This window comes from Oceanibium sediminis, from assembly GCF_003265325.1.
GTDB lineage: Bacteria > Pseudomonadota > Alphaproteobacteria > Rhodobacterales > Rhodobacteraceae > Halovulum > Halovulum sediminis.
On record NZ_QGNX01000013.1, the window covers coordinates 1 to 20,987 of the forward strand.

At 65.7% G+C, this 20,987-nt stretch carries 18 protein-coding genes; 8 read left to right on the forward strand and 10 right to left on the reverse strand.

Annotation, left to right across the window (positions count from 1 at the left end; all coding sequences use genetic code 11):
- The 3 genes from DJ029_RS19425 to DJ029_RS19435 form a co-directional block, all read left to right on the forward strand.
- Positions 1 to 726 (forward strand): ferritin-like domain-containing protein (locus DJ029_RS19425; protein ID WP_112324155.1); only part of this gene is annotated, 726 nt, incomplete at its 5' end.
- A 178-nt stretch (positions 727 to 904) separates the two neighbouring features.
- Complete coding sequence (locus DJ029_RS19430; protein ID WP_112324156.1) at positions 905 to 2,230, forward strand: DUF5930 domain-containing protein; 1,326 nt, start codon at positions 905 to 907, stop codon at positions 2,228 to 2,230.
- Complete coding sequence (locus DJ029_RS19435; RefSeq protein WP_112324157.1) at positions 2,220 to 2,753, forward strand: bactofilin family protein; 534 nt, start codon at positions 2,220 to 2,222, stop codon at positions 2,751 to 2,753. Before DJ029_RS19430 ends, DJ029_RS19435 begins: the two co-directional genes overlap by 11 nt.
- 88 nt (positions 2,754 to 2,841) lie before the next feature.
- Here DJ029_RS19435 and DJ029_RS19440 read toward each other — a convergent pair whose 3' ends face one another.
- The 4 genes from DJ029_RS19440 to DJ029_RS19455 all read right to left on the reverse strand — a co-directional run bounded on the left by DJ029_RS19440 (position 2,842) and on the right by DJ029_RS19455 (position 9,524).
- Complete coding sequence (locus DJ029_RS19440; protein ID WP_112324158.1) at positions 2,842 to 4,362, reverse strand: globin-coupled sensor protein; 1,521 nt, start codon at positions 4,360 to 4,362, stop codon at positions 2,842 to 2,844.
- Positions 4,363 to 4,464: 102 nt separating this feature from the next.
- Positions 4,465 to 5,589, reverse strand: coding sequence for a peptide chain release factor 2 (gene prfB, locus DJ029_RS19445; RefSeq protein ID WP_112324159.1), 1,125 nt, complete (start codon positions 5,587 to 5,589; stop codon positions 4,465 to 4,467).
- A gap of 119 nt (positions 5,590 to 5,708) precedes the next feature.
- A complete protein-coding gene (locus DJ029_RS19450; RefSeq protein ID WP_112324160.1) occupies positions 5,709 to 8,258 on the reverse strand; it encodes a penicillin-binding protein 1A in 2,550 nt (849 codons plus the stop codon).
- Between the two features lie 105 nt (positions 8,259 to 8,363).
- Positions 8,364 to 9,524 (reverse strand): N-acetylmuramoyl-L-alanine amidase, encoded by a 1,161-nt coding sequence (locus tag DJ029_RS19455; RefSeq protein ID WP_112324161.1) that lies wholly within the window; start codon positions 9,522 to 9,524, stop codon positions 8,364 to 8,366.
- A 446-nt stretch (positions 9,525 to 9,970) separates the two neighbouring features.
- On the opposite strand from DJ029_RS19455, the gene DJ029_RS19460 reads away from it, so the two are divergent.
- Positions 9,971 to 12,736 carry an Rne/Rng family ribonuclease gene (locus DJ029_RS19460; protein WP_112324162.1) on the forward strand — a complete coding sequence of 922 codons (2,766 nt, stop codon included), beginning with the start codon at positions 9,971 to 9,973 and terminating at the stop codon, positions 12,734 to 12,736.
- A gap of 74 nt (positions 12,737 to 12,810) precedes the next feature.
- On the opposite strand, the gene DJ029_RS19465 is transcribed toward DJ029_RS19460, so the two are convergent.
- Positions 12,811 to 13,965 (reverse strand): pyridoxal phosphate-dependent aminotransferase, encoded by a 1,155-nt coding sequence (locus DJ029_RS19465; RefSeq protein WP_112324163.1) that lies wholly within the window; start codon positions 13,963 to 13,965, stop codon positions 12,811 to 12,813.
- A 153-nt stretch (positions 13,966 to 14,118) separates the two neighbouring features.
- Between DJ029_RS19465 and DJ029_RS19470 the strand changes: the two genes are divergently transcribed.
- From DJ029_RS19470 to aat, 4 genes are all read left to right on the forward strand, one after another.
- Complete coding sequence (locus tag DJ029_RS19470) at positions 14,119 to 14,871, forward strand: DsbA family protein (RefSeq protein WP_232823144.1); 753 nt, start codon at positions 14,119 to 14,121, stop codon at positions 14,869 to 14,871.
- A gap of 117 nt (positions 14,872 to 14,988) precedes the next feature.
- Positions 14,989 to 15,483: an acetyl-CoA carboxylase biotin carboxyl carrier protein gene (gene accB / locus DJ029_RS19475; RefSeq protein ID WP_112324184.1), complete on the forward strand. Its 495-nt coding sequence runs from the start codon at positions 14,989 to 14,991 to the stop codon at positions 15,481 to 15,483.
- A 10-nt stretch (positions 15,484 to 15,493) separates the two neighbouring features.
- Positions 15,494 to 16,837, forward strand: a complete 1,344-nt coding sequence (accC, locus tag DJ029_RS19480; RefSeq protein WP_112324164.1) for an acetyl-CoA carboxylase biotin carboxylase subunit — start codon at positions 15,494 to 15,496, stop codon at positions 16,835 to 16,837.
- A 30-nt stretch (positions 16,838 to 16,867) separates the two neighbouring features.
- On the forward strand, positions 16,868 to 17,521 hold the full coding sequence (gene aat / locus DJ029_RS19485) for a leucyl/phenylalanyl-tRNA--protein transferase (RefSeq protein ID WP_112324165.1): 654 nt from the start codon (positions 16,868 to 16,870) through the stop codon (positions 17,519 to 17,521).
- Here the strand turns inward: aat and DJ029_RS19490 are convergent.
- The 5 genes from DJ029_RS19490 to clpX all read right to left on the reverse strand — a co-directional run bounded on the left by DJ029_RS19490 (position 17,485) and on the right by clpX (position 20,690).
- The gene (locus DJ029_RS19490; RefSeq protein ID WP_112324166.1) at positions 17,485 to 17,973 is read right to left on the reverse strand and encodes a DUF2155 domain-containing protein; all 489 of its coding nucleotides are present in this window, start codon (positions 17,971 to 17,973) and stop codon (positions 17,485 to 17,487) included. The genes aat and DJ029_RS19490 overlap by 37 nt on opposite strands.
- Before the next feature lie 4 nt (positions 17,974 to 17,977).
- On the reverse strand, positions 17,978 to 18,433 hold the full coding sequence (gene mlaD, locus DJ029_RS19495; RefSeq protein WP_112324167.1) for an outer membrane lipid asymmetry maintenance protein MlaD: 456 nt from the start codon (positions 18,431 to 18,433) through the stop codon (positions 17,978 to 17,980).
- A 4-nt stretch (positions 18,434 to 18,437) separates the two neighbouring features.
- The gene (locus DJ029_RS19500; protein WP_112324168.1) at positions 18,438 to 18,812 is read right to left on the reverse strand and encodes an NADH:ubiquinone oxidoreductase subunit NDUFA12; all 375 of its coding nucleotides are present in this window, start codon (positions 18,810 to 18,812) and stop codon (positions 18,438 to 18,440) included.
- Positions 18,813 to 18,905: 93 nt separating this feature from the next.
- Positions 18,906 to 19,289 carry a RidA family protein gene (locus DJ029_RS19505; protein WP_112324169.1) on the reverse strand — a complete coding sequence of 128 codons (384 nt, stop codon included), beginning with the start codon at positions 19,287 to 19,289 and terminating at the stop codon, positions 18,906 to 18,908.
- A gap of 135 nt (positions 19,290 to 19,424) precedes the next feature.
- Entirely contained in the window at positions 19,425 to 20,690 is a 1,266-nt protein-coding gene (gene clpX / locus DJ029_RS19510; RefSeq protein WP_112324170.1) for an ATP-dependent Clp protease ATP-binding subunit ClpX, read from the reverse strand.
- Positions 20,691 to 20,987: the final 297 nt, after the last annotated feature.

Genomic DNA, 20,987 nt, shown 5'->3' on the forward strand with positions numbered 1-20,987 from the left:
GCCTGGGCGCGCGCCCGCGAAGCCGAAGCGCCCTGGCCGCTGGGACGGGCCATGCCGCCGTCGGCGCCCGCGCGGCCCACGAAGCCCGAGTTGAAGGACCCGCGCGACGTGCCGCGCCGCCGCCCCGGAACGGCGGCCGGGCGGCTCGCGATCCTGCACGCGATCGCGCATATCGAACTGAACGCCGTGGACCTGCACTGGGACATCATCGCGCGGTTTGCCAACGTGCCGATGCCCATGGGCTTCTATGACGACTGGGTGCGCGCGGCGGATGAGGAATCCAAGCATTTCAACCTGTTGGCCGACCGGCTTGAGGCGCATGGTATCGCCTACGGCGACCTGCCCGCCCATGCGGGAATGTGGCGCGCGGCCAGCGACACGGCCGAGGACCTAGAGGCCCGCCTCGCCGTCGTGCCGATGGTGCTTGAGGCGCGCGGCCTCGACGTGACGCCGGGCATGATCGCGCTGTTTGAAAAAGCCGGCGACGCGGAAACCGTCGCGGCGCTGAAGGTGATCTACGCCGAGGAGGTGGCCCATGTCGCCTACGGCTCGAAGTGGTTCCATTTCCTCTGCGGCCGGCACGAGCATGACCCGAAGGACCGCTTTCACGCGCTCGTGCGGCGCTATTTCCACGGCGCGCTGAAGCCCCCCTTCAATACCGAGAAACGGGCCGAGGCCGGATTGCCGCCGGACTTCTACTGGCCCCTGGCGGACGCCCCGGCCTGAACGGGCCGGGAATCGCCCCCGCGCGCGCCCTGGCCCGTTTAAGCACATTTCCGCCGACGCAACCCGATGCAGGCAGGTCGGTTGCACCTGTGACATTCATCTCATATTCACATTCAAGTCAAAGAACGCAATCGCCCCGGCCAAGAGGGCAGCAGCGGCAAGCGGGATAGAACAACACATGACTTCAACGACGGATCTGGCGTCTGGCGCAGGCAGGCCCACACGCAGGATTACGATCGAGACATCCTCCGCAACGCGGACCTTCGACCTTACACCGGCACGTGTCGGCGTGGGCGTGGGTCTTGGCGCGGCGACGCTGGGATGGCTGATCGTATCTTCGGCAGGGTTTCTTGTTTCCAGCCTTTCGCCGCAGGGCACCGCGCATGAGCTTGCGTTGGTGGAAGCGGCGTTCGAAAAACGCATCGACGCGCTGGAACTGGCCCTGGCCGAGGAAACGGCGCGCGCGGACAACGCGCTGAGCCGCCTCGACCTGGCGATGAACCGGGTGCTGGAACAGCAGAGCGAACTGAAGCAGGTCTTCGCGGAACGCCGTGAACTCGGCGACAGCCTGGCGGCGATGCACGCCAACCTAGCCCGCACCCTGGGCGAACGCGACGCCGCGGAAAACCGCGCCGCCGAATTGACCACCGCCATGGCGAGCCTGAAGAACGAGAGCACCGACGCCCCCTCCTCCGAGGAGATGGAGGTGGTGCTGTCCACCGTCTCGACCGCGCTTGAATCGGCGGTGCGCGAGCGCGACACCCACCGCTCCGACCTGAGCCGGCTGGAGAACGAGATCGCGACGATGGAACTGCGCATGCAGATCACCGCCGACCGCCAGGAGCGGCTTGTCGCCTCGCTCGAGGATGCGGTGGAAATGTCGTTCCGCCCGCTCGAGAAGATGTTCGAGAGCAGCGGCCTTGACGTCGATACGCTGGTCAACGGCGTTCGCCGCTCCTACAGCGGCATCGGCGGGCCGGAGGTGCTTGTCCCGGCCAGCCTGAACAACGCGACCGATCCCGAGCTGAGCGAACGCTTCTCGGCGCTGATGAACGACATGGACCGGATGAACATGATGCGGATCGCCGCGGCGAAACTGCCCTTCGCGATGCCGGTCAAGCAGTCGCATCGCTTCACCAGCAGCTACGGGATGCGGCGCGATCCCAAGACCGGCGGACGGCGGGCCCATAACGGGATCGACCTTGCCGGCTCACGCGGCACCCCGATCGAGGCGACGGGCGACGGTGTCGTGACCTTCGCCGGCCGCCAGCGGGGCTTTGGCAACCTGATCAAGATCCGCCATGCCTACGGGTTCGAAACCTACTACGCGCATCTGAACAAAATTCACGTAAAAACCGGGGACCGCATTGCCCGGGGCGACCATATCGGCGATATGGGAACGACGGGCCGCAGCACCGGCGTCCATTTGCATTACGAGGTGCGCATCGGCGGCAAACCGGTCAACCCGATGACTTACATAAAGGCAGCCAGAGATGTTTTCTAAAAGTAAGCCAGAATCGCCTGATTCTTCCTCGGCCTCCAAGCCGGCAAATCCGACGCCTCCCTCGCCCCCCAGCTCTCCGCCGGGCGGCATGCCGGGAACATCCGGCAGCTCCAGCGCATCGCCCGCGCCGAACAAGCCCAAGCCCTCTCCGTCGATCCTGTCGTCGGATCTGACGGTGACCGGTCACATGAAGACGACCGGCGACATCCAGATCGAGGGCACCGTCGAAGGCGACATCCAGGCCCATTTGCTGACCGTCGGCGAGAACGCCACCGTCAAGGGTGAGGTGATGGCCGACGACGTCGTGGTCACCGGCCGCGTCATCGGCCGCGTGCGCGGCATCAAGGTGCGCCTGACCTCTACCGCGCGGGTCGAGGGGGACATCGTCCACAAGACCATCGCGATCGAGAGCGGCGCGCATTTCGAAGGCTCCGTCCAGCGTCACGACGATCCGCTGAAAAGCGAAGGCAAGTCCAGCGCCGGGGCCGCGCCGTCGTCGTCCACGGGCGGCGCCAAGAGCTGATCCCGCCGCTGTGCAGGAATTGACAGGGCGTCCCGATCGGGGCGCCCTTTTTTCGTTTCCGACCGACATGGCCAGGGCTTTTTGTAACTCAGGCCCAATGGCCGGCGGCGACGGGCTGGCGCCGTTCCTCGGCGGTGATGCGGAACCCCCCGATATCGGCCGAAAGCGTGTCCATGATCGTGTTCAGATCATGGACGCTGGCGCGGGTGCGGTCCGCGAGGTGGGTGTTTTCTTGGGTGATGCCGTCCAGGTGATTGACCGCCGCGTTCACCTCTTGCAGGCCCCGGGCCTGCTCGGCCGAGGCTTCGGCCATGTCGGTGACGAGGGAGTCGATCTCGGCAAAGATCCCGACGACGCTTTGCAGCTCGCTTCCCGTGCTTTCCACCAGGCGGACGCCAGTTTCCACCTTGGTGCTGCTGTCGTCGATCAGGCGGGTGATCTGGGTCGCCGCGTCCAGGCAGCGTTGCGCCAGCGCGCGCACCTCGCCCGCGACCACGGCGAAGCCCTTGCCGCTTTCGCCCGCGCGCGCGGCTTCCACCGATGCGTTCAGGGCCAGCAGGTTGGTCTGGAAGGCGATTTCGTCGATCATCTGGACGATCCGCGCGATCTTGGCGGAGGATTCGCGGATTTCGTGGATTGCGGCCACCGCCTCCGCCATCACCTGCCCGGAGTGTTCCGTCATCGCCCGGGCGTCGCGGACCCGTGTTGCGGCTGCCTGGGAGTTCGTCGCGGATTGGCTGACGGAGGTGGAGATCTGCGTCAACGCGGCCGAGCTTTGTTCCAGGCTGGCGGCGGACTGCTCGGCACGGGTCGAGACCTTGCCGATCTGCGCCAGGATATCGGCAGCGCTACCGTGAACCAGGTCGCTGCTGTTGCGCACCCGCTTCAGTGCGCCGGAAATCTCGCCGATCGCGACGCCCAGCCGCTCGGTGGTCTCCTGGAATTCCGTTGGCAGCCCTTGGGGCAGCGCCACGGTCAGGTCGCGTTCGGCCAACCCAGAGATAACCTTGCCCAGTTCGGACAGCGCGTGGGACTGGTCCGCCAACAGCCGTTCCTGCGCGGCATCCCGCTCGGCGACCATGTGGTTGTTGCGGGTTTGGTAGGCCGATACCGACAGATCCATGTCGATGAACATCGCCTTGAGTACCGCCTTGAGGTCGCGCACCAGCCCCGACAGGTCGGGCGGTTGGTGGCGGCCCCAGTGTCGCCCCGTCCCGACGGAGGTCTGTGCGTCGGTCACGATCGCCTCGATAAGCGCTTCGAGAACCGAGTAATAGCCGGATATGTAGCGACCGGGGTCCAGCCCGATGCGGGCATGAATGGTCCCGATCCGCTCGACCGCGTCCACGTATTCCGGGCCGAAATCGGCTTCCGCCAGCCGCCGCCAATGGACGATCTGCTTCTTCTTGGCGTGGTCCATTCCCTCCGGGCCCGAAAACATCTCGACCAGCTCTGGGTGATGGCTCATCCGGGTGTAAAGGATGTCCAGCCCGCCACGCACGTGCTGTTCCAGCAGCGGCGCCATCACGCGCAGCGCTTTCGCGTCTTCCTCTGTCCAGCCAAGCAATCTAAGGCGTCGCCCCAGATCCATCGTTGCGCGCTTTTCCATGGGCAATCTCCCGTATGCTGGGCATGCGCGGCGTGATGCTGCGATGCCGAATCCCCCAGCCCAAAGGTCTAGGAGAAGAGCATGAACGACAGGTTGCCTGGATCAGCTTTCGGCCTGCGCCTCGGCCCGGCTCTTGCCCGAAACATCGAGGGCCAGTGCCGCGGCCATGAACTTGTCGAGGTCGCCATCGAGCACACCCTGCGTGTCCGAGGTTTCGACGTTGGTGCGCAGGTCCTTCACCATCTGGTAGGGCTGCAACACGTAAGATCGGATCTGGTTTCCCCAGCCCGCGCTGCCCTTGGCTTCGTGCTGGGCGTTGATCTCGGCGTTACGCTTGTCCAGCTCCATCTGGTAAAGCCTTGATTTCAGGGCTTTCATCGCGATGTCGCGGTTCTGGTGCTGGGACTTTTCCGAACTTGTCACCACGATCCCCGTGGGCGCGTGGGTGATCCGCACGGCGGAGTCGGTCGTGTTCACGTGCTGCCCGCCCGCGCCTGAGGAGCGGTAGGTGTCGATGCGGATATCGGCGGGGTTCACCTCGATCTCGATATTGTCGTCCACCACCGGGTAGACCCAGACCGACGCGAAGGAGGTTTCCCGCGTGCCCTTCCCGAAGGGCGAGATCCGCACCAGCCGGTGCACGCCGCTTTCGGTCTTCAGCCAGCCGTAGGCGTTCTCGCCGGAAATCTTGTAGGATACGGATTTGATCCCGGCCTCGGTTCCGGCTTCCTCGGACTGCATCTCGACCTTGTAGCCGTGCTTCTCGGCCCAGCGGACGAACATGCGTTGCAGCATCTGCGCCCAGTCGCAGGCCTCGGTGCCGCCCGCGCCGGCGTTGATTTCAAGGAACGTGTCGTTGCCGTCCGCCTCGCCGTTCAGCAGCGCCTCGATCTCGGCCGTGGCGGCGCGTTCCTGCAGGGCCTTGATGGCTGCTTCCGCCTCCGTCACGATTTCGGCGTCGTCCTCGGCCTCGCCCAGTTCGATCAGGTCGCGGTTGTCGGTCAGCTCGGTTTCCATGGCGGTATAGGCGTCGATCGCGTCGGACAGTTTCTGACGCTCGCGCATCAGCTTCTGGGCCCGCGCCGGATCGTTCCACAGGTCGGGGTCCTCGGACATGGCGTTCAGCTCTTCCAGCCGATGCGGCGCCGTGTCCCAGTCCAGCCGCTGGCGCAGAAGGGCCAGGGACTTTTCGATGTCGGCGATAAGGTTCTCGGTCTCGGCTCGCATGGATGTGGACTTTTTGTTGTGTGATCAGTGGGCGCGGCGGGCCGTGCCAAGCACGACACCGCCCTGCCCTGTCATATGTGTCCGGCAGGGGCGCGACAAGGGCTGACGCCCCCCTGTCCCTAGTACAAGCCCCCGGAGGACAGCACGCCGAAGGTCGGATTCGTCGGAATCACCTTCTCCTCGCCATCCACGGTGATCGAGGAAGTGCCGCTGCCGTCGCCCTCGCGGGAATAGAGCGGCAGGTCGGAGCCCATGGCGAAGCCGCCGTCGATGTAGCTGCCGAACTGGCCGACGGCGGGCTGCTCGCCGTTGCGGAACAGCTCCGCCACGACATTCGCCCCCGAGGCGTCGTCCGGCACCCGCTGGCCGGTGAAACGGTCGATCTTGACCAACACGCTGCCCGCCGGGCGGGGCCGCTCGAACGAGCCGTGGTCTTTCAGCGCGACTTCCATGAAATCGGCGAAGACCGGGCCGCAGAGCGTGCCGCCATAAGCGCCGCGCCCCATCGGGCGCGGGGTGTCGAAGCCGATGTAGCAGCCCGCGGCGATGCGCGGCGTGAAGCCGATGAACCAGGCGTCTTTCGCCTCGTTCGTGGTGCCGGTCTTGCCCGAGATCGGCACGCCCAGGCGGCCGACGGTGCTGGCCGCGGTGCCCCGGCTGACGACGCCCTGCATCATCGAACTGAGCTGGTAGGCCGTCACCTCGTCCATCACCTGTTCGGCGTTGTTCCAGATCCAAGGCACGCTGCCGTCGAAATCGACGTCCGAACAGCCGCGGCAACCGCGCTGGTCGTGGCGGTAGATCGTGTTGCCGTAGCGATCCTGCACCCGGTCCACCAGGGTCGGCTCCACCCGCTTGCCGCCGTTGGCGAACATCGCGTAGGCCGCCACCATCTTGAACAGCGTCGTTTCCCCTGCACCAAGGGCGTAGGACAGGAATTCGGGCATGTCGTCATAGACGCCGAAGCGTTCCGCGTAGGCGCTGACGCGGTCCATGCCGATATCCTGGGCGACACGCACCGTCATCAGGTTGCGCGACTGTTCGATCCCGGTCCGCAGCGGCGCGGGGCCGTAATAGCGGTTGGAGGAGTTGGTAGGCCGCCAGATCTCGCCCCCCGATTCCACCTCGACCGGGGCGTCCACGACGATCGACGCGGGCGTGTAGCCGCTGTCGAGCGCCGCCGCATAGACGAAGGGTTTGAACGCCGAGCCGGGCTGGCGCGTCGCCTGCGTGGCGCGGTTGAAGACCGAATGCTGATAGGAAAAGCCGCCCTGCATCGCCAGGACCCGGCCGGTGGCGACGTCCATCGCCACGAAAGCGCCCTGGATCTGCGGGATCTGGCGCAGCGACCAGCGATCGAACGCGCCATCCTTCAGCAGCGCCGTCACCAGCACCACGTCGCCCTTGCGGAACAACGCCGAGGCGCTGCCGGGTTTGCCGCCGTTGCGATCACCCCCGGCGCGGATGCTGGTGATCCAGCTGGCATCGCCCATCGTCAGGTAATGGCCGTCGGCGTCATCCTCGACCCCCTCGATCCCGATGCGGACCGAGCTTTCGCCTACCTCCAGCACCACGGCGGGGATCCAGCCGGTGATATCGCGCGGAACGCGGGTCTCTGCCAGCGCGGTTCGCCAGGTCTGCTCATCCGCGACGTCCGCTTCCGCAAGCTCGGCCAAGGGACCAAGGTAGACCCCGCGCGATCGGTCGTAGCCCTCCAGCCCCTTGCGCAGCGCGTCGGCGGCGGCGACCTGAAGGCCCGGCTCGACCGTGGCGCGCACGGTCAGCCCGCCGGTGAACAGCTCTTCCTCGCCGCCATCCAGGCGGCTTCCCATCTGGCGGCGGATCTCGTCGGTGAAGTAATCCCGCGGCGGCAGTGCATCCCGGGCCGAGACGATGTCGCCCGACTGCACGGTCAGCAGGTCCTGGGCCTTCGCCTCCTGGTAGGTGGCTTCGGTGATATAGCCGTTCTCGAACATCTCGCGCAGGGTGTTGTCGCGCCAGAAGATGGCGGCGTCCTTGTTGCGCACCGGGTGGCGGTTCGACGGCGCTTTCGGCAGCGAGGCCAGGTAGGCGGCCTCGGCCGGGGTGATTTCCTCCAGCGATTTCGCGAAATAGGTCTGGGCGGCGGCGGTAACCCCGTAGGAGTTCTGGCCGAGGAAGATCTCGTTCAGGTAAAGCTCAAGGATCTTGTCCTTGCTCAGGGTGTTTTCCAGCCGCACCGCCAGCAGGATTTCCTTCACCTTGCGCTCGGCCCGGCGGCTGCCGTCCAGCACGAAGTTCTTCATCACCTGCTGCGTGATCGTGGACGCGCCGCGCAGCCGGTCGCCAGAGGCCGCGTCGATCACCGCCTTCACTATCCCGACAGGATCGAATCCACCGTGTTCGTAGAAGTTCTTGTCCTCGGCGCTGATGAAGGCCTGTTTCACGACGTCGGGGATTTCCTCGATCGGCGTGAAGATACGGCGTTCGGTGGCGAATTCATCCATCACCAGCCCGGCGCCGGAATAGATCCGGCTTAGCGTGGCGGGTTCGTACTGGGCAAGCTGCTCGTGATCGGGCAGATCCCGCCCGTAGTAGAAGAAGATCGCCGTCAGCGCGACGATCCCGGCGACCAGCGCCATCGTTGCCCAGGTGAAGATGAAGCCTAAAAAGTTGAGCAATGCCCGCATGGTACGCTTGCCCTTTCCTGTTCGTGACGTGCGAGGATACCCATTTCGACGCGTCGGCGCGCGGGACCACCCGTTTATAAACGTTCTTCGTAGTCTAATGGTTGCCTAGCGCTGCATCAACGCCAGGAAGTCCTGATCGGCGGCGATCCACCTGTCGATCGATGCCACCAGGGCCTGCGCCACCTGGCGGCGCCAGGCGTCCGAGGTCATGTTGCGCCGGTCGGTGTCGTCCGACAGGAACCCCAGCTCCAGAAGGACGGACGGCATGTCCGGCGCTCTCAATACGCGGAAATCGGCGGCGCGCAAGGGGTTCTTGCGGATGACGCCGGCGCTTTGGGACAGCCCGTCCAGCAATGCCTCGGCGGCGAGGGTCGCGCGACTGCGTGTCGCGGGGCGGGCCATGTCCAGAAGCGTCAGCGCGATATCGTTGAGCGGTTGCGTGTCCAGGACCCCGGCGACCGCGTCGGCGCGGTTCTCAAGCACCGCCAGCGCCGCCGTGGCCGGGTCCGAGGCCTGCTCGGCCGGAACGTAGAGCGCGGCCCCCTGCGCGATGCCCCGGGTCACCGTGTTGGCGTGCAGCGACAGGAACAGCCGGGCATCCGCGCCGCGCGCGATGGCGACACGGTCGTCGAGCAACAGGAAGCGGTCATCTTCGCGCGTCAGCACGACGTCGAAGCGCCCGGTCGCCCTGAGGGCGCGGGCCAGTTCCAGCCCGAAGGCCAGCGCGATGTCCTTTTCGGCCACCCCGTCGCGGATCGCGCCGGGATCGATGCCGCCATGGCCCGGGTCCAGCACGATGCGCGGCAAGGGGGTTTCCTCTGCCAGGACGCCCCCGCGATCCAGCGCCACGACCTCTGCGCCATAGGCCAGCTTGCTCGCCGCCTCCATCCTGGCGAAGCCCGCCCGCTCGAGTTTGACTTCAAGCGTGCGCCCCCGCACCGAGGCATGGCCCACCACCGCGGGATGGGCAAGTTCGGCCACCATGCGCGACCAGCCCTGGTTCAGCCGCCCGGCGCGCAGCCGCGCGATTGCGCCCTCGGCGGGCGCTGGCGTCTCGATCCGATCGCTTTCCACGTCGATCACCAGGCGCGCCGGATCCGTCAGCACAAAGGCGCGGTACCCTGCCCCTTCGGGGATGTCGAAAGACAACGCCGTGCCGCTCAGCAGCGACGCATCTATGGATGTCAGGCGGGTGACGGACTGGGCCGCGACGGACGCGGCAAATCCCCCTGCGCACAGCAGCGCAAGAAAAACGGTACGAAACATGCTCTCAGGCCTCCTCCCCGTCGTTGTCGCGGGGTTGAATGGACCCTAGCACAGCCTCATCTATGAAAAAACCAATTGTACTCGTACCCGGGACACGGTTATCGTGCGATATCTTCGACGATTACCGAAGATGTGTGATTTGTCGCTCGTTATGGACGCTGCGTAAAGCAGACCCTGCTTATGAGCCCCGACGATTTGCGACCGGTGCGCCGACGGTGCGCCAGAACCAGCCCGGTTTCGTGCCGGGTCCTAACATGCGCTCGGAAAACCTGCGCAGGAGAAGAAAACGCGATGAAACGCGCTGACAGGATGATACAGGCCGCCGAAGGAACGCACAGCGTCCGCGGTGGCTATGCCTGTTGCGCACCGCTCGCCCTAACAGATGACCGCCGCCAGACGCTGGCCCCGCCCGGGGCCCGGCGCTTTCGGCGTTCCAGAAAGACATCATGGCTAAGAAAATGCTTATCGATGCCACCCACGCGGAAGAAACCCGCGTTGTGGTGGTCGAAGGAAACAAGGTCGAGGAGTTCGACTTCGAGTCGCTGAACAAGCGGCAACTTGCAGGAAACATATACCTGGCGAAAGTGACGCGGGTGGAGCCATCGCTCCAGGCGGCTTTCGTGGATTACGGCGGAAACCGGCACGGCTTCCTCGCCTTCTCGGAAATCCACCCCGATTACTACCAGATCCCGGTCGCCGACCGCGAGGCGCTGCTGGCCGAGGAAGCCGCGGCGGAAAAGGCCGATGCCGCCGCCAATGAAAAGGCGGATGCCGCGAACGCGACCGAAGAAACCGCGGAAGAGAAGCCGAAGTCCCGCAGCCGCTCGCGGCGGCGCAGCCGTGGCAAGGCGAACGGCGAAACCACCTCCGAAGCAAGCGCGGACGGCAGCGCGGCCAGCGCCGATGCCGTCGTGTCCGTCGATATCGACGGCGATGCGGATGCCGACAGCGATGCCGGGCAGGACGAAACCGAATCCACCCTGATCGAGGATCTGCCCGAATCCCGCGGGGATGCCCCTGCCGCGAAAGCCGATGAGAGTGCCGATTATGACACCGTCGGCGCGGAAGAGCCGCGCGAGGAAGTGGCCCCGCGCCGCCCCCGTGCGCGCCGCTACAAGATCCAGGAAGTCATCAAGGTCCGCCAGATCCTGCTGGTGCAGGTCGTCAAGGAAGAGCGCGGCAACAAGGGCGCGGCGCTGACCACCTACCTCAGCCTTGCGGGGCGCTACTGCGTCCTGATGCCCAACACCGCCCGTGGCGGCGGCATCAGCCGCAAGATCACCCAGGCGGCCGATCGCAAGAAGCTGAAGGAAATCGCGAACGAGATCACCGTGCCCGAGGGCGCGGGCCTGATAATCCGCACGGCGGGCGCGAAACGCACCAAGACCGAGATCAAGCGCGACTACGAATACCTGCTGCGCCAGTGGGAACAGGTTCGCGATCTGACCCTGCGCTCCATCGCGCCGGCGCATATCTATGAGGAAGGCAGCCTCATCAAGCGCTCGATCCGCGACCTTTACAACCGCGACATCGACGAGATCTTTGTCGAGGGCGAGTCCGGCTACCGCGAGGCCAAGGACTACATGAAGATGCTCATGCCTTCGCACGCGAAGAACGTGAAGCTCTACAACGAGCCGCTGCCGCTGTTCTCGCGCTACCAGGTGGAAAACTACCTAAGTGCGATGTTCAACCCGACGGTGCAGCTGAAGTCCGGCGGTTACATCGTGATCGACGTGACCGAGGCGCTGGTCGCGGTGGACGTGAACTCCGGCCGCTCGACCAAGGAAGGCTCGATCGAGGAAACCGCGCTCAAGACCAACCTGGAAGCGGCCGAGGAAGTCGCCCGCCAGGCGCGGTTGCGCGACCTGGCCGGCCTGATCGTGATCGACTTCATCGACATGGACGAGCGGCGCAACAACGCCGCCGTTGAAAAGCGTCTGAAGGACAAGCTGAAGACGGATCGCGCGCGCATCCAGATCGGCCGCATCTCGGGCTTCGGCCTGCTGGAGATGAGCCGCCAGCGCCTGCGCCCCGGCATGCTGGAGGCGACGACCGCCCCCTGCTCCCATTGCCACGGCACGGGACGCGTGCGCTCGACCGATTCCATGGGTCTCGCCATTCTGCGCGAGCTTGAGGAGGAAGGCGTGCGTCAACGCTCGAAAGAGGCGCTGGTGACGGCCCCGGTCGAAATCGTGAACTACCTGCTGAACGCCAAGCGTGAGCATATCGCGATGATCGAAAGCCGCTTCGGCCTGTCCGTGCGGATCGAGGCGGACGCCGCCATGGTCAGCCCCGACTTCAAGCTTGAGCGCTTCAACACCGCCACCCGGATCGTCCCGCAGGCAAGTGCGGCGCTGTCCGCCGTGACCTTCCAGGGCATCGGCGATCTGGAGGACGAAACCCCCGCGCCCGAGGCCGCCCCGGAACCGCGCGCGGAAGCCGCCCCAGCCGCCGAGCCCAACGGCGAAGGCCAGCCCAAGAAGCGCCGCCGTCGTCGTCGCCGCAAGGGCGGGCGTTCGGACGAGAATGGCGAGAACGGCAGCAACGAGAGCGCGGAAACCGCGGCAAGCCAGCCCTCGGGCGAGGACACCTCCGAGGATGTCGCGGCAAAGGCCGAGGCCGCAACGGATGCGGACAACACCGCCGACGCGGCACCGGACGCGCCCGCCCCGAAGGAAGAGGCGCCGAAGAAGTCCCGCTCCCGCAGCCGGTCCCGCACGCCTAAGCCGAAGGAAGATGCTGCGGCCGAACCTGCAGAGCAGGCAGCCGCCGCCGAAACCGCCGAAACCGCGGACACCGGCGAATCGGAGCAGTCCGCAGCACCCGCCCCGGTGGCGGAGGCCGAGCCCGCGACCGCCGACGTGAACGGCACGGCGCAACCGGCAGTCGCCGAAACGCCCGCAGAGGTCGCCGAGGTTGCTGAGGTTGCTGTGGCGGAAGCCGAGCCGAAGGCGCCCGAAGCCCCCGCGGAACCGCCGAAGAAGCGCCCCCGCACCCGGGCCCGCGCATCCGCAGCCGAAACCATCGCCGCCGTGACCGGCGCGACGAGCACCCCCGCGGCGCCGGAAGCCCCGGCGGAACCGGCGGCACAGGCACCGGACAGCGCTGGCGATGCGTCAGAGGCGGCGTCCTCCGAAGACGAAACGCCCGATGGGGACGACAGCGGCTCCAAGCCGCGCAAGGGATGGTGGTCCCGCGCGATCGGCGGCTGATCCGCCCGCGCGGTCGGCAGGACCTGCGACAAGACTACCGGAACGGCCCGCCCAACGGCGGGCCGTTCCGCGTTTCAGGCCGCGCCGCGCCGCTGATACCATGCTTGCAGCCGGGCCAGCCCCTCGGCCATGGCCCCGGGCGTTCCGGCATAGGAAAAGCGCAGCGTGCGGTGGCCCCGGTCGGGGTCGAAATCCAGCCCCGGCGTGACGGCGACGCCCGCATCTTGCAGCAGTTCCGCCGCCAGGACGCGGCTGTCATCGGTCAGATGCGCCACGTCCGCGTAAAGGTAGAAAGCCCCGTCGGGCGGCGCGATGCTGGGGAAACCGGCCTTCGGCAACCCCTCAAGCAGCAGCGCGCGGCTGGCCGCATAGGTTTCGATATGGCCCTGCATCTCCTCCGTGCAGTCGAGCGCGGCCAGCGCGGCGATCTGACTGGCGTGGGGGGCGCAGATGAACAGGTTCTGGGCCAGGCGCTCCAGCCGGCGGACGTGCTCCTCGGGGACCACCATCCAGCCGATGCGCCAGCCGGTCATGCAGAAATACTTGGAAAACGAGTTGATCACATAGGCCTGGTCGCTGACCTCCAGCGCGCTGACGGCGCGGGGGCCGTAGCTGATCCCGTGGTAGATCTCGTCCGAGATGAAGGCCGCCCCTATATCCTCCGCCGTGCCCATCAGTGCGCCAAGGGCGGGCTTGTCCAGCATGGTGCCCGTCGGGTTGCCCGGGCTGCCAACCAGAACGCCGTCCACCGGCCCTGCCCCGCGCAGGGTGTCGGGGGTCAGCTGGAAGCGATCGGCGGCGCTGGTCGCGACGCGCACAGGCGCCAGCGACAGCGCCTTCAGGATGTTGCGATAGCTGGGATAGCCCGGATCTCCGATGGCGACCCGCGCCCCGGCATCGAACAGCGACAGGAAGGCCAGCTGGAACCCGGCGGAGGATCCGGCAGTGACCACCACCCTGCCCGGCGCAATGTCCTGGTCGTACCAGTTGCCGTAGAGCCGCGCGATCCGGGCGCGCAGTGCGGGCAGCCCCAGCGCCTGTGTATAGCCGAGCGCGCCCTGCTCCATCGCGCGCGCCAGTGCCGCGCGGGCCGCCGCCGGCGCGGCGCTGCCGGGTTGGCCGATCTCCATGTGGATGATGTCCCGCCCCGTGGCCTCGGCCGCCTCGGCGGCGGACAGGACGTCCATCACGATGAAGGCGTCCACGTCGCCACGGCTTGAACTTCGCATCACTGGCGCTCCTTGCTTTTGGTTTGGTTGATGGCATCGCGCGAAACACGAACCTGTGCAAGGGGCGCATTGTGACCTGACAAAGCCCGCCGGGATTGGTATCGGTTGGCCAAATCGTTCCCCGCGAACGCCCCCGGAATTACAGGACCCGCCATGATGAACCGCTTCCTGCCCCTTGCTTTTGCCGCTTGCCTGGCCACCTCGCCCGTGTCCGCCGGTCCGTTCGACGACCTGAGCGACGCGGACCGCGCCGCCCTAGGTGACGAGATTCGCGGCTACCTGCTGGAAAACCCCGAAGTCCTGATGGAAGTCGTCGCCGCATTGGAAGCACGCCAGATGGAGGCGGCCGAGATGGCCGAAGCACAGTCGCTGGACCAGTTGCAGTCAGAGATCTTCGAGGACGAGTCGTCCTATGTCGGGGGCAATCCCGATGGCGATGTCACCATTGTCGAATTCCTCGACTACCAGTGCGGCTATTGCAAGCGCGCCCATCCCGAGGTGGCCGAACTGCTGGCGGGGGACAATGATATCCGGATCATCATCAAGGAATTCCCGATCCTCGGCCCGGCGTCCGAGCAGGCCTCGCGCGCGGCGATCGCGGTCTTGCTGAACGACGGACCGGAGGCGTACCGCGCGCTGTCCGACGCGATGATGGAGCACCAGGGCCAGTTGACCCCCGAGGTGATCACCGCGCTGGCCGAAGGGGCGGGCGCCGACATCGACGCCATGCAGACCCGCGCCGGTTCCGACGAGGTCAGCGCGATCATCGCGCGCAACCGCGCCCTTGGGCAGCAGTTGCAGATCTCCGGCACGCCGACCTTCATCATCGGCGACGAATTCGTGCGCGGCTACCTTCCGCTTGAACAGATGCAGGAAAAGGTGGAAGCACAGCGCGCCGACATGTAGGCAGACAAAGGGCGATGCCCCCTTCCCCATGGGAAGTCACGGGTTTATAACCCTGACACTTGGCATCACAAGCACCACCGCATGCAGTTGGCGGCAAAGATCAGAACCGGGGACCGGATGAGCAAGAACAATCACCAGGCCGACGTAGAATTCATTGCCGCACTGGCGGCGCTATTGCGAGAGCATGACCTGACCGAGGTGGAGGTCCGCCGTGAATACGGCGAGGATGACGCGCTGGACGTGCGCGTCGCCCGCGGCGTGATGCCGACCGCCCCCGTCATGGCCGCGCCCGCGCCCCTGCCGCCCGCGGCGGCCAGCGCCGCGCCGCACCAGCCCGCCAAGGCGGAGGCCGCAGCCAGCGATGACCCCGCACAGCACCCCGGCGCGATAACCTCTCCCATGGTGGGGACCGCCTATCTTCAGGCCGAGCCGGGTTCGCCCGCCTTTGTACAAGTCGGCGACACCGTCACCGAGGGACAGACCGTGCTGATCATCGAAGCGATGAAAACCATGAACCAGATTCCCGCCCCGCGGGCTGGCAAGGTGAAGCGCATCCTCGTGGAAGACGGCTCTCCGGTCGAATTTGGCGCACCACTTCTGATCCTCGAATAGAGGCCGGGTCATGTTCAAGAAAATCCTGATCGCCAACCGCGGAGAGATCGCGCTGCGCGTCATCCGCGCCTGCCAGGAAATGGGCATTGCCAGCGTCGCGGTCCATTCCACTGCCGACGCGGACGCGATGCACGTGCGCATGGCGGACGAAAGCGTCTGCATCGGTCCGCCCTCCGGCACGCTCAGCTACCTGTCGGTGCCCAACATCATTTCCGCCTGCGAGATTACGGGCGCCGAGGCGATTCACCCCGGCTATGGCTTCCTGTCGGAAAACGCCGCCTTCGTGCAGGCGCTGGAAGATCACGAGATCACCTTCATCGGCCCCTCCTCGGCGCATATCCGCATGATGGGCGACAAGATCACCGCCAAGGAAACCATGATAAACTTGGGGGTGCCTTGCGTGCCCGGTTCCGATGGCGGCGTCCCCGACCTGGCCGCTGCGCGCAAGGTCGCGGAAAGCATGGGCTACCCGGTGATCGTCAAGGCCACCGCCGGCGGCGGCGGGCGCGGCATGAAGCTGGCGAAAACCGCGAAGGACCTGGATACGGCGTTTTCCTCTGCCCGATCGGAAGCGAAGGCGGCTTTCGGCAACGACGAGGTCTATATCGAGAAGTACCTCCAGAAGCCGCGCCACATCGAGGTGCAGGTCTTCGGCGACGGCAAGGGCCGCGCCGTGCACCTGGGCGAGCGGGATTGCTCGCTTCAGCGCCGCCACCAGAAGGTGTTCGAGGAAGCCCCCTCGCCCGCGATCGACGCGGAAACCCGCGCGCGGATCGGCAAGACCTGCGCCGATGCGATTGCCGAAATGGGCTATTCCGGCGCCGGCACGATCGAATTCCTCTACGAGGACGGCGAGTTCTATTTCATCGAGATGAACACCCGCCTGCAAGTCGAGCACCCGGTGACCGAGGCGGTCTACGACGTCGACCTCGTGCGTGAGCAGATCCTGGTCGCGGCGGGCGAAGGCATGACCATGCAGCAGGAAAATCTGCTGCCGCGCGGTCATGCGATCGAATGCCGGATCAACGCGGAAAAGCTGCCGGACTTTCGCCCCTCACCCGGGCGGATCGCGGCGTTTCACGCGCCCGGCGGGCTTGGCGTGCGCATGGACAGCGCGCTCTATCAGGGGTATTCGATCCCGCCTTACTACGATAGCCTGATCGGCAAGCTGATCGTCTTCGGACAGGACCGGCCCACCGCCCTCGCCCGCCTGCGCCGGGCCCTTGGTGAGCTGATCGTCGATGGCGTGGACACAACCACGCCGCTTTTCCATGCTCTGCTTGACGAACCCGACATTCAGACCGGGAATTATACGATACACTGGCTGGAGAAATGGCTGGAGAGCAACACCTGAACCCGTGATGATCGGGGGTGGAGCGACAGGATGAGAGACGACGCACTTCCCCCCATCACTGCCCGTCTGCTGCTGGAAGCCTACGCCTCGGGCGTGTTTCCGATGGCCGACGGGGCGGACACGGACGAGATCTTCTGGGTGGACCCGAAGACGCGCGGCGTGGTGCCGCTGGACGGGCTGCACGTCTCAAAATCGCTCTATAAACGTTTGAAAAGAAAAGATTATGAAGTGCGCTACAACACGCGCTTCATCGACGTCGTGCGCGCCTGCGCCGACCGGGAGGAAACCTGGATCAACGCGGAGATCCTGTCGCTTTACCAGGATCTGCACCGCACCGGCTATGCGCATTCCGTCGAAACCTGGATCGACGGCAGGCTGGCGGGCGGGCTTTACGGTGTCGCGCTCGGCGGCGCCTTTTTCGGGGAGAGCATGTTCTCACACGCCCGGGACGCGTCGAAGATCGCGCTGTGCTACCTTGTCGCCCGCCTGCGCGCGGGTGGCTTCGCGCTTTTGGACACGCAGTTCGTGACCGAACACCTGGAATCCATGGGCGCGGTGGAGATAAGCCGCAACGCCTATCACAGGCTGCTCGAGGATTCGCTGAACCGGCCGGCGAACTTCTGGCGCCAGAAGCTGGCGGATACGCCTCACTCGGTGATGCAGCTCAGAACCCAGATGTCATAACGGGGGTGATCCAGCGCCGACAGCGCGGGGCTGGACGCGATCATCCATCCCGAGAACCGGTCCAGCGTTTCGCGCTGGTCGCGAATCCGCAGGAAGGCATAGGCTTCCTCTGTCAGGTCGCCTTCGGGGTAGCGGCAGGCCTCCAGCCGAACGATCAGGCGCTTGAAACGCAGCGTCTCCCCCACGGCGATTTCGAAGTCATTGACGGTATTGGTCAACGTATCGAGGCCGCGCAGCCGCGCCTTGGGCGCATCGACAAGGGCGGCCTCGGCGGTGTCATCGAACACCGGCGGCTCTTCGGTCGGGCCGCTGGTTGTCGCGTCGTCCTCGCGCAGCACGTCGGCAAAGGGGTCGTCCAGCGGGAAGGTGGTGATGCCGCCGTCCTGCTCCTGCTGTTGGGCGAAGGCGGACAGGGGCAGCAGCGTTGCAAGCATAAGGATGGCAAGGCGCATGATCTCAGTCCGCCGAGCCGTCGGTGACGAATTTCAGCATCAGGTTCAGGAAACTGATGGAGCTTTGTGTGTTCAAGACTTCGTCCCCGTCCGCCAGCATGAATTCCGATCCGCCGGGCGTCAGCTCCACGTAACTGCCCCCGAGCAATCCTTCCGAGGCGATCTTGATGTCGCTGTCGTCCGGCAGCTTGATATCGTCACGGACCGAGACGCTGAGCTCCGCGAAATAGGTGTCCGGGTTCAGGTCCATCTGCGTCACGGTGCCGATCTTGACCCCCGCCATGCGCACGTCCGAGCCGACGCTGACCCCTTCCGCGCTGAGGAAGTTCGCCCGCACCTGGTAGTGCCCGACACTGCCGCCCCCCGTCAGGCCCGCGGTCTGGTTCGCGAACAGCAGAAAGCCGCCTGCGGCGATCAGCACCCCCGCACCCAGCAGCGTTTCCGTGACGGAGTTTGCCATTGCGCTACTCCGGCGACCAGGCTTCGTAGTCCGCTGGGCGCTTGGGAGTCGGCGAATACAGGCTGCCCGGCGGGTGATAGGCCGCGGCGGTGCCGGTCATGTTCGGCTGGTGCGGCTTCTGCCACGCCTTGGTCGGCATCGGCGACTCGGTCGGCGGCGCCTGGTAGGTGTGGTGCAGCCAGCCATGCCACTCGGGGCTGACGCGGCTTGCCTCGACCTCTCCGTTGTAGATGACCCAGCGGCGGTTGCCATCGCGGGTCTGGTAGAAGACGTTGCCCTGCTCATCCTCGCCCACCTTCACGCCATTGCGCGAAGTCCAGAGCCGGGTGCCAAGGGTTTGGCCGTTCCACCATGTGAATAGTTCTTTGAGTACGCTCATGTCTCGCCGTCCGGGTCCCGTGTTTCCCCGTTTGTAGGCCCCCGCCGTGGCAAGGTCCAGTACCTCGGGCCGTCAAATGTGCGGGCGGCGGATTCAGCGCTGCAAATGGGCGGTCACTTCGATCTCGATCTTCATGGCGGGGGCGATCAGACCCGCCTCGATCATCGTGGCCGCGGGGCGGGCCGCCTCGAAGGCGCGGCGCAGCACGGGCCAGATCGCCGGGAAGTCCGCGCGGTCCGGCAGGATATAGGTGACCCGCACCACGTCGTTCAGCGTCGCCCCCGCCTCGGCCAGCGCATCGGAGATGTTCCTGAGCGTCTGCTCCGCCTGGCCGACCACCCCGTCGGCCAGCGTCATCGTCGCGTAGTCCATGCCCGTGGTGCCTGACACGAAGACCCAGTCGCCGGACACGACCGAGCGGGAATAGGCGGCGTCTTCCTCGAAACGTGAACCGCTGGTGATGTGGCGTCGCTTCATGCGTGTTCCCCTGTTGCTCTGAGAGGCGCCGCCCCCTGCCCGTGTCTTCGCCGGGCGCGGGGCGCGCATAAGAAAAAAGGCGTGACCGGCATCCCGGTCACGCCCGATAACAAGACGCCGTGTTAGCCCATTGCCTTACCCGGCGGAGGCGGGCTCTTTCTTGGCGTCGGCATAGATCAGCAGGGGCTCGCCCTCGCGGTTGATCGCGTCTTCGTTGACGACGACTTCCTGCACGCCCTGAAGGGCCGGGATCTCGAACATCGTGTCGAGCAGCACTTCTTCCAGGATCGAGCGCAGGCCCCGAGCGCCGGTCTTGCGCTCGATCGCGCGCTTGGCGATGGCCTTCAGCGCCTCGTCCGTGAATGTGAGCTGGACGTCTTCCATCTCGAACAGGCGCTGGTACTGTTTCACCAGCGCGTTCTTGGGCTTGGTCAGGATGATGACCAGCGCTTCCTCGTCCAGGTCGTTGAGCGTTGCGATCACCGGCAGACGGCCCACGAACTCGGGGATCAGGCCGAATTTCAGCAGGTCCTCGGGTTCCAGTTCTTGGAAGACCTCGCCCACGCGCCGGCCTTCCTCATCCTTGACGTCGGCGCCGAAGCCCATGGCAGAGCCCTTGTTGCGCTGGCTGATGATCTTGTCGAGCCCGGCGAAGGCGCCGCCGCAGATGAACAGGATGTTGGTCGTGTCCACCTGCAGGAATTCCTGCTGCGGATGTTTGCGCCCGCCCTGGGGCGGCACGCTGGCCACGGTGCCTTCCATGATCTTCAGAAGCGCTTGCTGCACCCCCTCCCCCGAGACGTCGCGGGTGATGGAGGGATTGTCGGACTTGCGCGAGATCTTGTCGACCTCGTCAATGTAGACGATGCCGCGCTGCGCGCGCTCCACGTTGTATTCCGCGGATTGCAGCAGCTTCAGGATGATGTTTTCCACGTCCTCACCCACATAACCGGCTTCGGTCAGCGTGGTGGCGTCCGCCATGGTAAAGGGCACGTCCAGGATGCGCGCCAGCGTCTGCGCCAGCAGCGTCTTGCCGCAGCCCGTGGGGCCGATCAGCATGATGTTGGATTTCGACAGCTCGACTTCGGGGTTCTTGGACGCGTGGTTGAGGCGCTTGTAGTGGTTGTGCACCGCCACCGACAGGACCCGCTTGGCGGTTTCCTGCCCGATCACGTAATCGTCAAGGACCGCGCAGATTTCTTGCGGGGTCGGCACCCCTTCGGAGGATTTGACGAGATTGCTCTTCGTCTCCTCCCGGATGATGTCCATGCACAGCTCGACGCATTCGTCGCAGATGAACACGGTGGGGCCCGCAATCAGCTTGCGCACCTCATGCTGGCTCTTGCCGCAGAACGAACAATAAAGGGTGTTCTTGCTCTCGCCGCCGCCTGATTTGCTCATGCTTTCCTCCTGGGCCGCAACAGGCCGCAGCCTGACCCGTAAGCTTTGGTGTCCCGAGTCATCCCATTGTCACACCGTTGCATTAGGCAACGTGAGTCAAAGAATGACAAGGCGTGGTCGTATGATTGGCCAAAAAATAGATTGTTGGTGCGCGTGAACATGGCCACCTTTTCCTGCCGTGCCTGTCGTATGTACCTGCACGTCCCTGAATCAGGGGTTACCGTCTACAGGGCCGCCGCCGGTCTGTAAATTCGCGCCGACCGGCGGGCGTGCCCGCGCAATTCTACGCCGCACCGG

Bases quoted from the DNA above. Each gene is read 5' to 3' on its own strand.
- DJ029_RS19430 (WP_112324156.1), top strand. From the start codon at position 905: ATGACTTCAACGACGGATCTGGCGTCTGGCGCAGGCAGGCCCACACGC.
- DJ029_RS19435 (WP_112324157.1), top strand. From the start codon at position 2,220: ATGTTTTCTAAAAGTAAGCCAGAATCGCCTGATTCTTCCTCGGCCTCC.
- DJ029_RS19440 (WP_112324158.1), bottom strand. From the start codon at position 4,362: ATGGAAAAGCGCGCAACGATGGATCTGGGGCGACGCCTTAGATTGCTT.
- prfB (WP_112324159.1), bottom strand. From the start codon at position 5,589: ATGCGAGCCGAGACCGAGAACCTTATCGCCGACATCGAAAAGTCCCTG.
- DJ029_RS19450 (WP_112324160.1), bottom strand. From the start codon at position 8,258: ATGCGGGCATTGCTCAACTTTTTAGGCTTCATCTTCACCTGGGCAACG.
- DJ029_RS19455 (WP_112324161.1), bottom strand. From the start codon at position 9,524: ATGTTTCGTACCGTTTTTCTTGCGCTGCTGTGCGCAGGGGGATTTGCC.
- DJ029_RS19460 (WP_112324162.1), top strand. From the start codon at position 9,971: ATGGCTAAGAAAATGCTTATCGATGCCACCCACGCGGAAGAAACCCGC.
- DJ029_RS19465 (WP_112324163.1), bottom strand. From the start codon at position 13,965: ATGCGAAGTTCAAGCCGTGGCGACGTGGACGCCTTCATCGTGATGGAC.
- DJ029_RS19470 (WP_232823144.1), top strand. From the start codon at position 14,119: ATGATGAACCGCTTCCTGCCCCTTGCTTTTGCCGCTTGCCTGGCCACC.
- accB (WP_112324184.1), top strand. From the start codon at position 14,989: ATGAGCAAGAACAATCACCAGGCCGACGTAGAATTCATTGCCGCACTG.
- accC (WP_112324164.1), top strand. From the start codon at position 15,494: ATGTTCAAGAAAATCCTGATCGCCAACCGCGGAGAGATCGCGCTGCGC.
- aat (WP_112324165.1), top strand. From the start codon at position 16,868: ATGAGAGACGACGCACTTCCCCCCATCACTGCCCGTCTGCTGCTGGAA.
- DJ029_RS19490 (WP_112324166.1), bottom strand. From the start codon at position 17,973: ATGCGCCTTGCCATCCTTATGCTTGCAACGCTGCTGCCCCTGTCCGCC.
- mlaD (WP_112324167.1), bottom strand. From the start codon at position 18,433: ATGGCAAACTCCGTCACGGAAACGCTGCTGGGTGCGGGGGTGCTGATC.
- DJ029_RS19500 (WP_112324168.1), bottom strand. From the start codon at position 18,812: ATGAGCGTACTCAAAGAACTATTCACATGGTGGAACGGCCAAACCCTT.
- DJ029_RS19505 (WP_112324169.1), bottom strand. From the start codon at position 19,289: ATGAAGCGACGCCACATCACCAGCGGTTCACGTTTCGAGGAAGACGCC.
- clpX (WP_112324170.1), bottom strand. From the start codon at position 20,690: ATGAGCAAATCAGGCGGCGGCGAGAGCAAGAACACCCTTTATTGTTCG.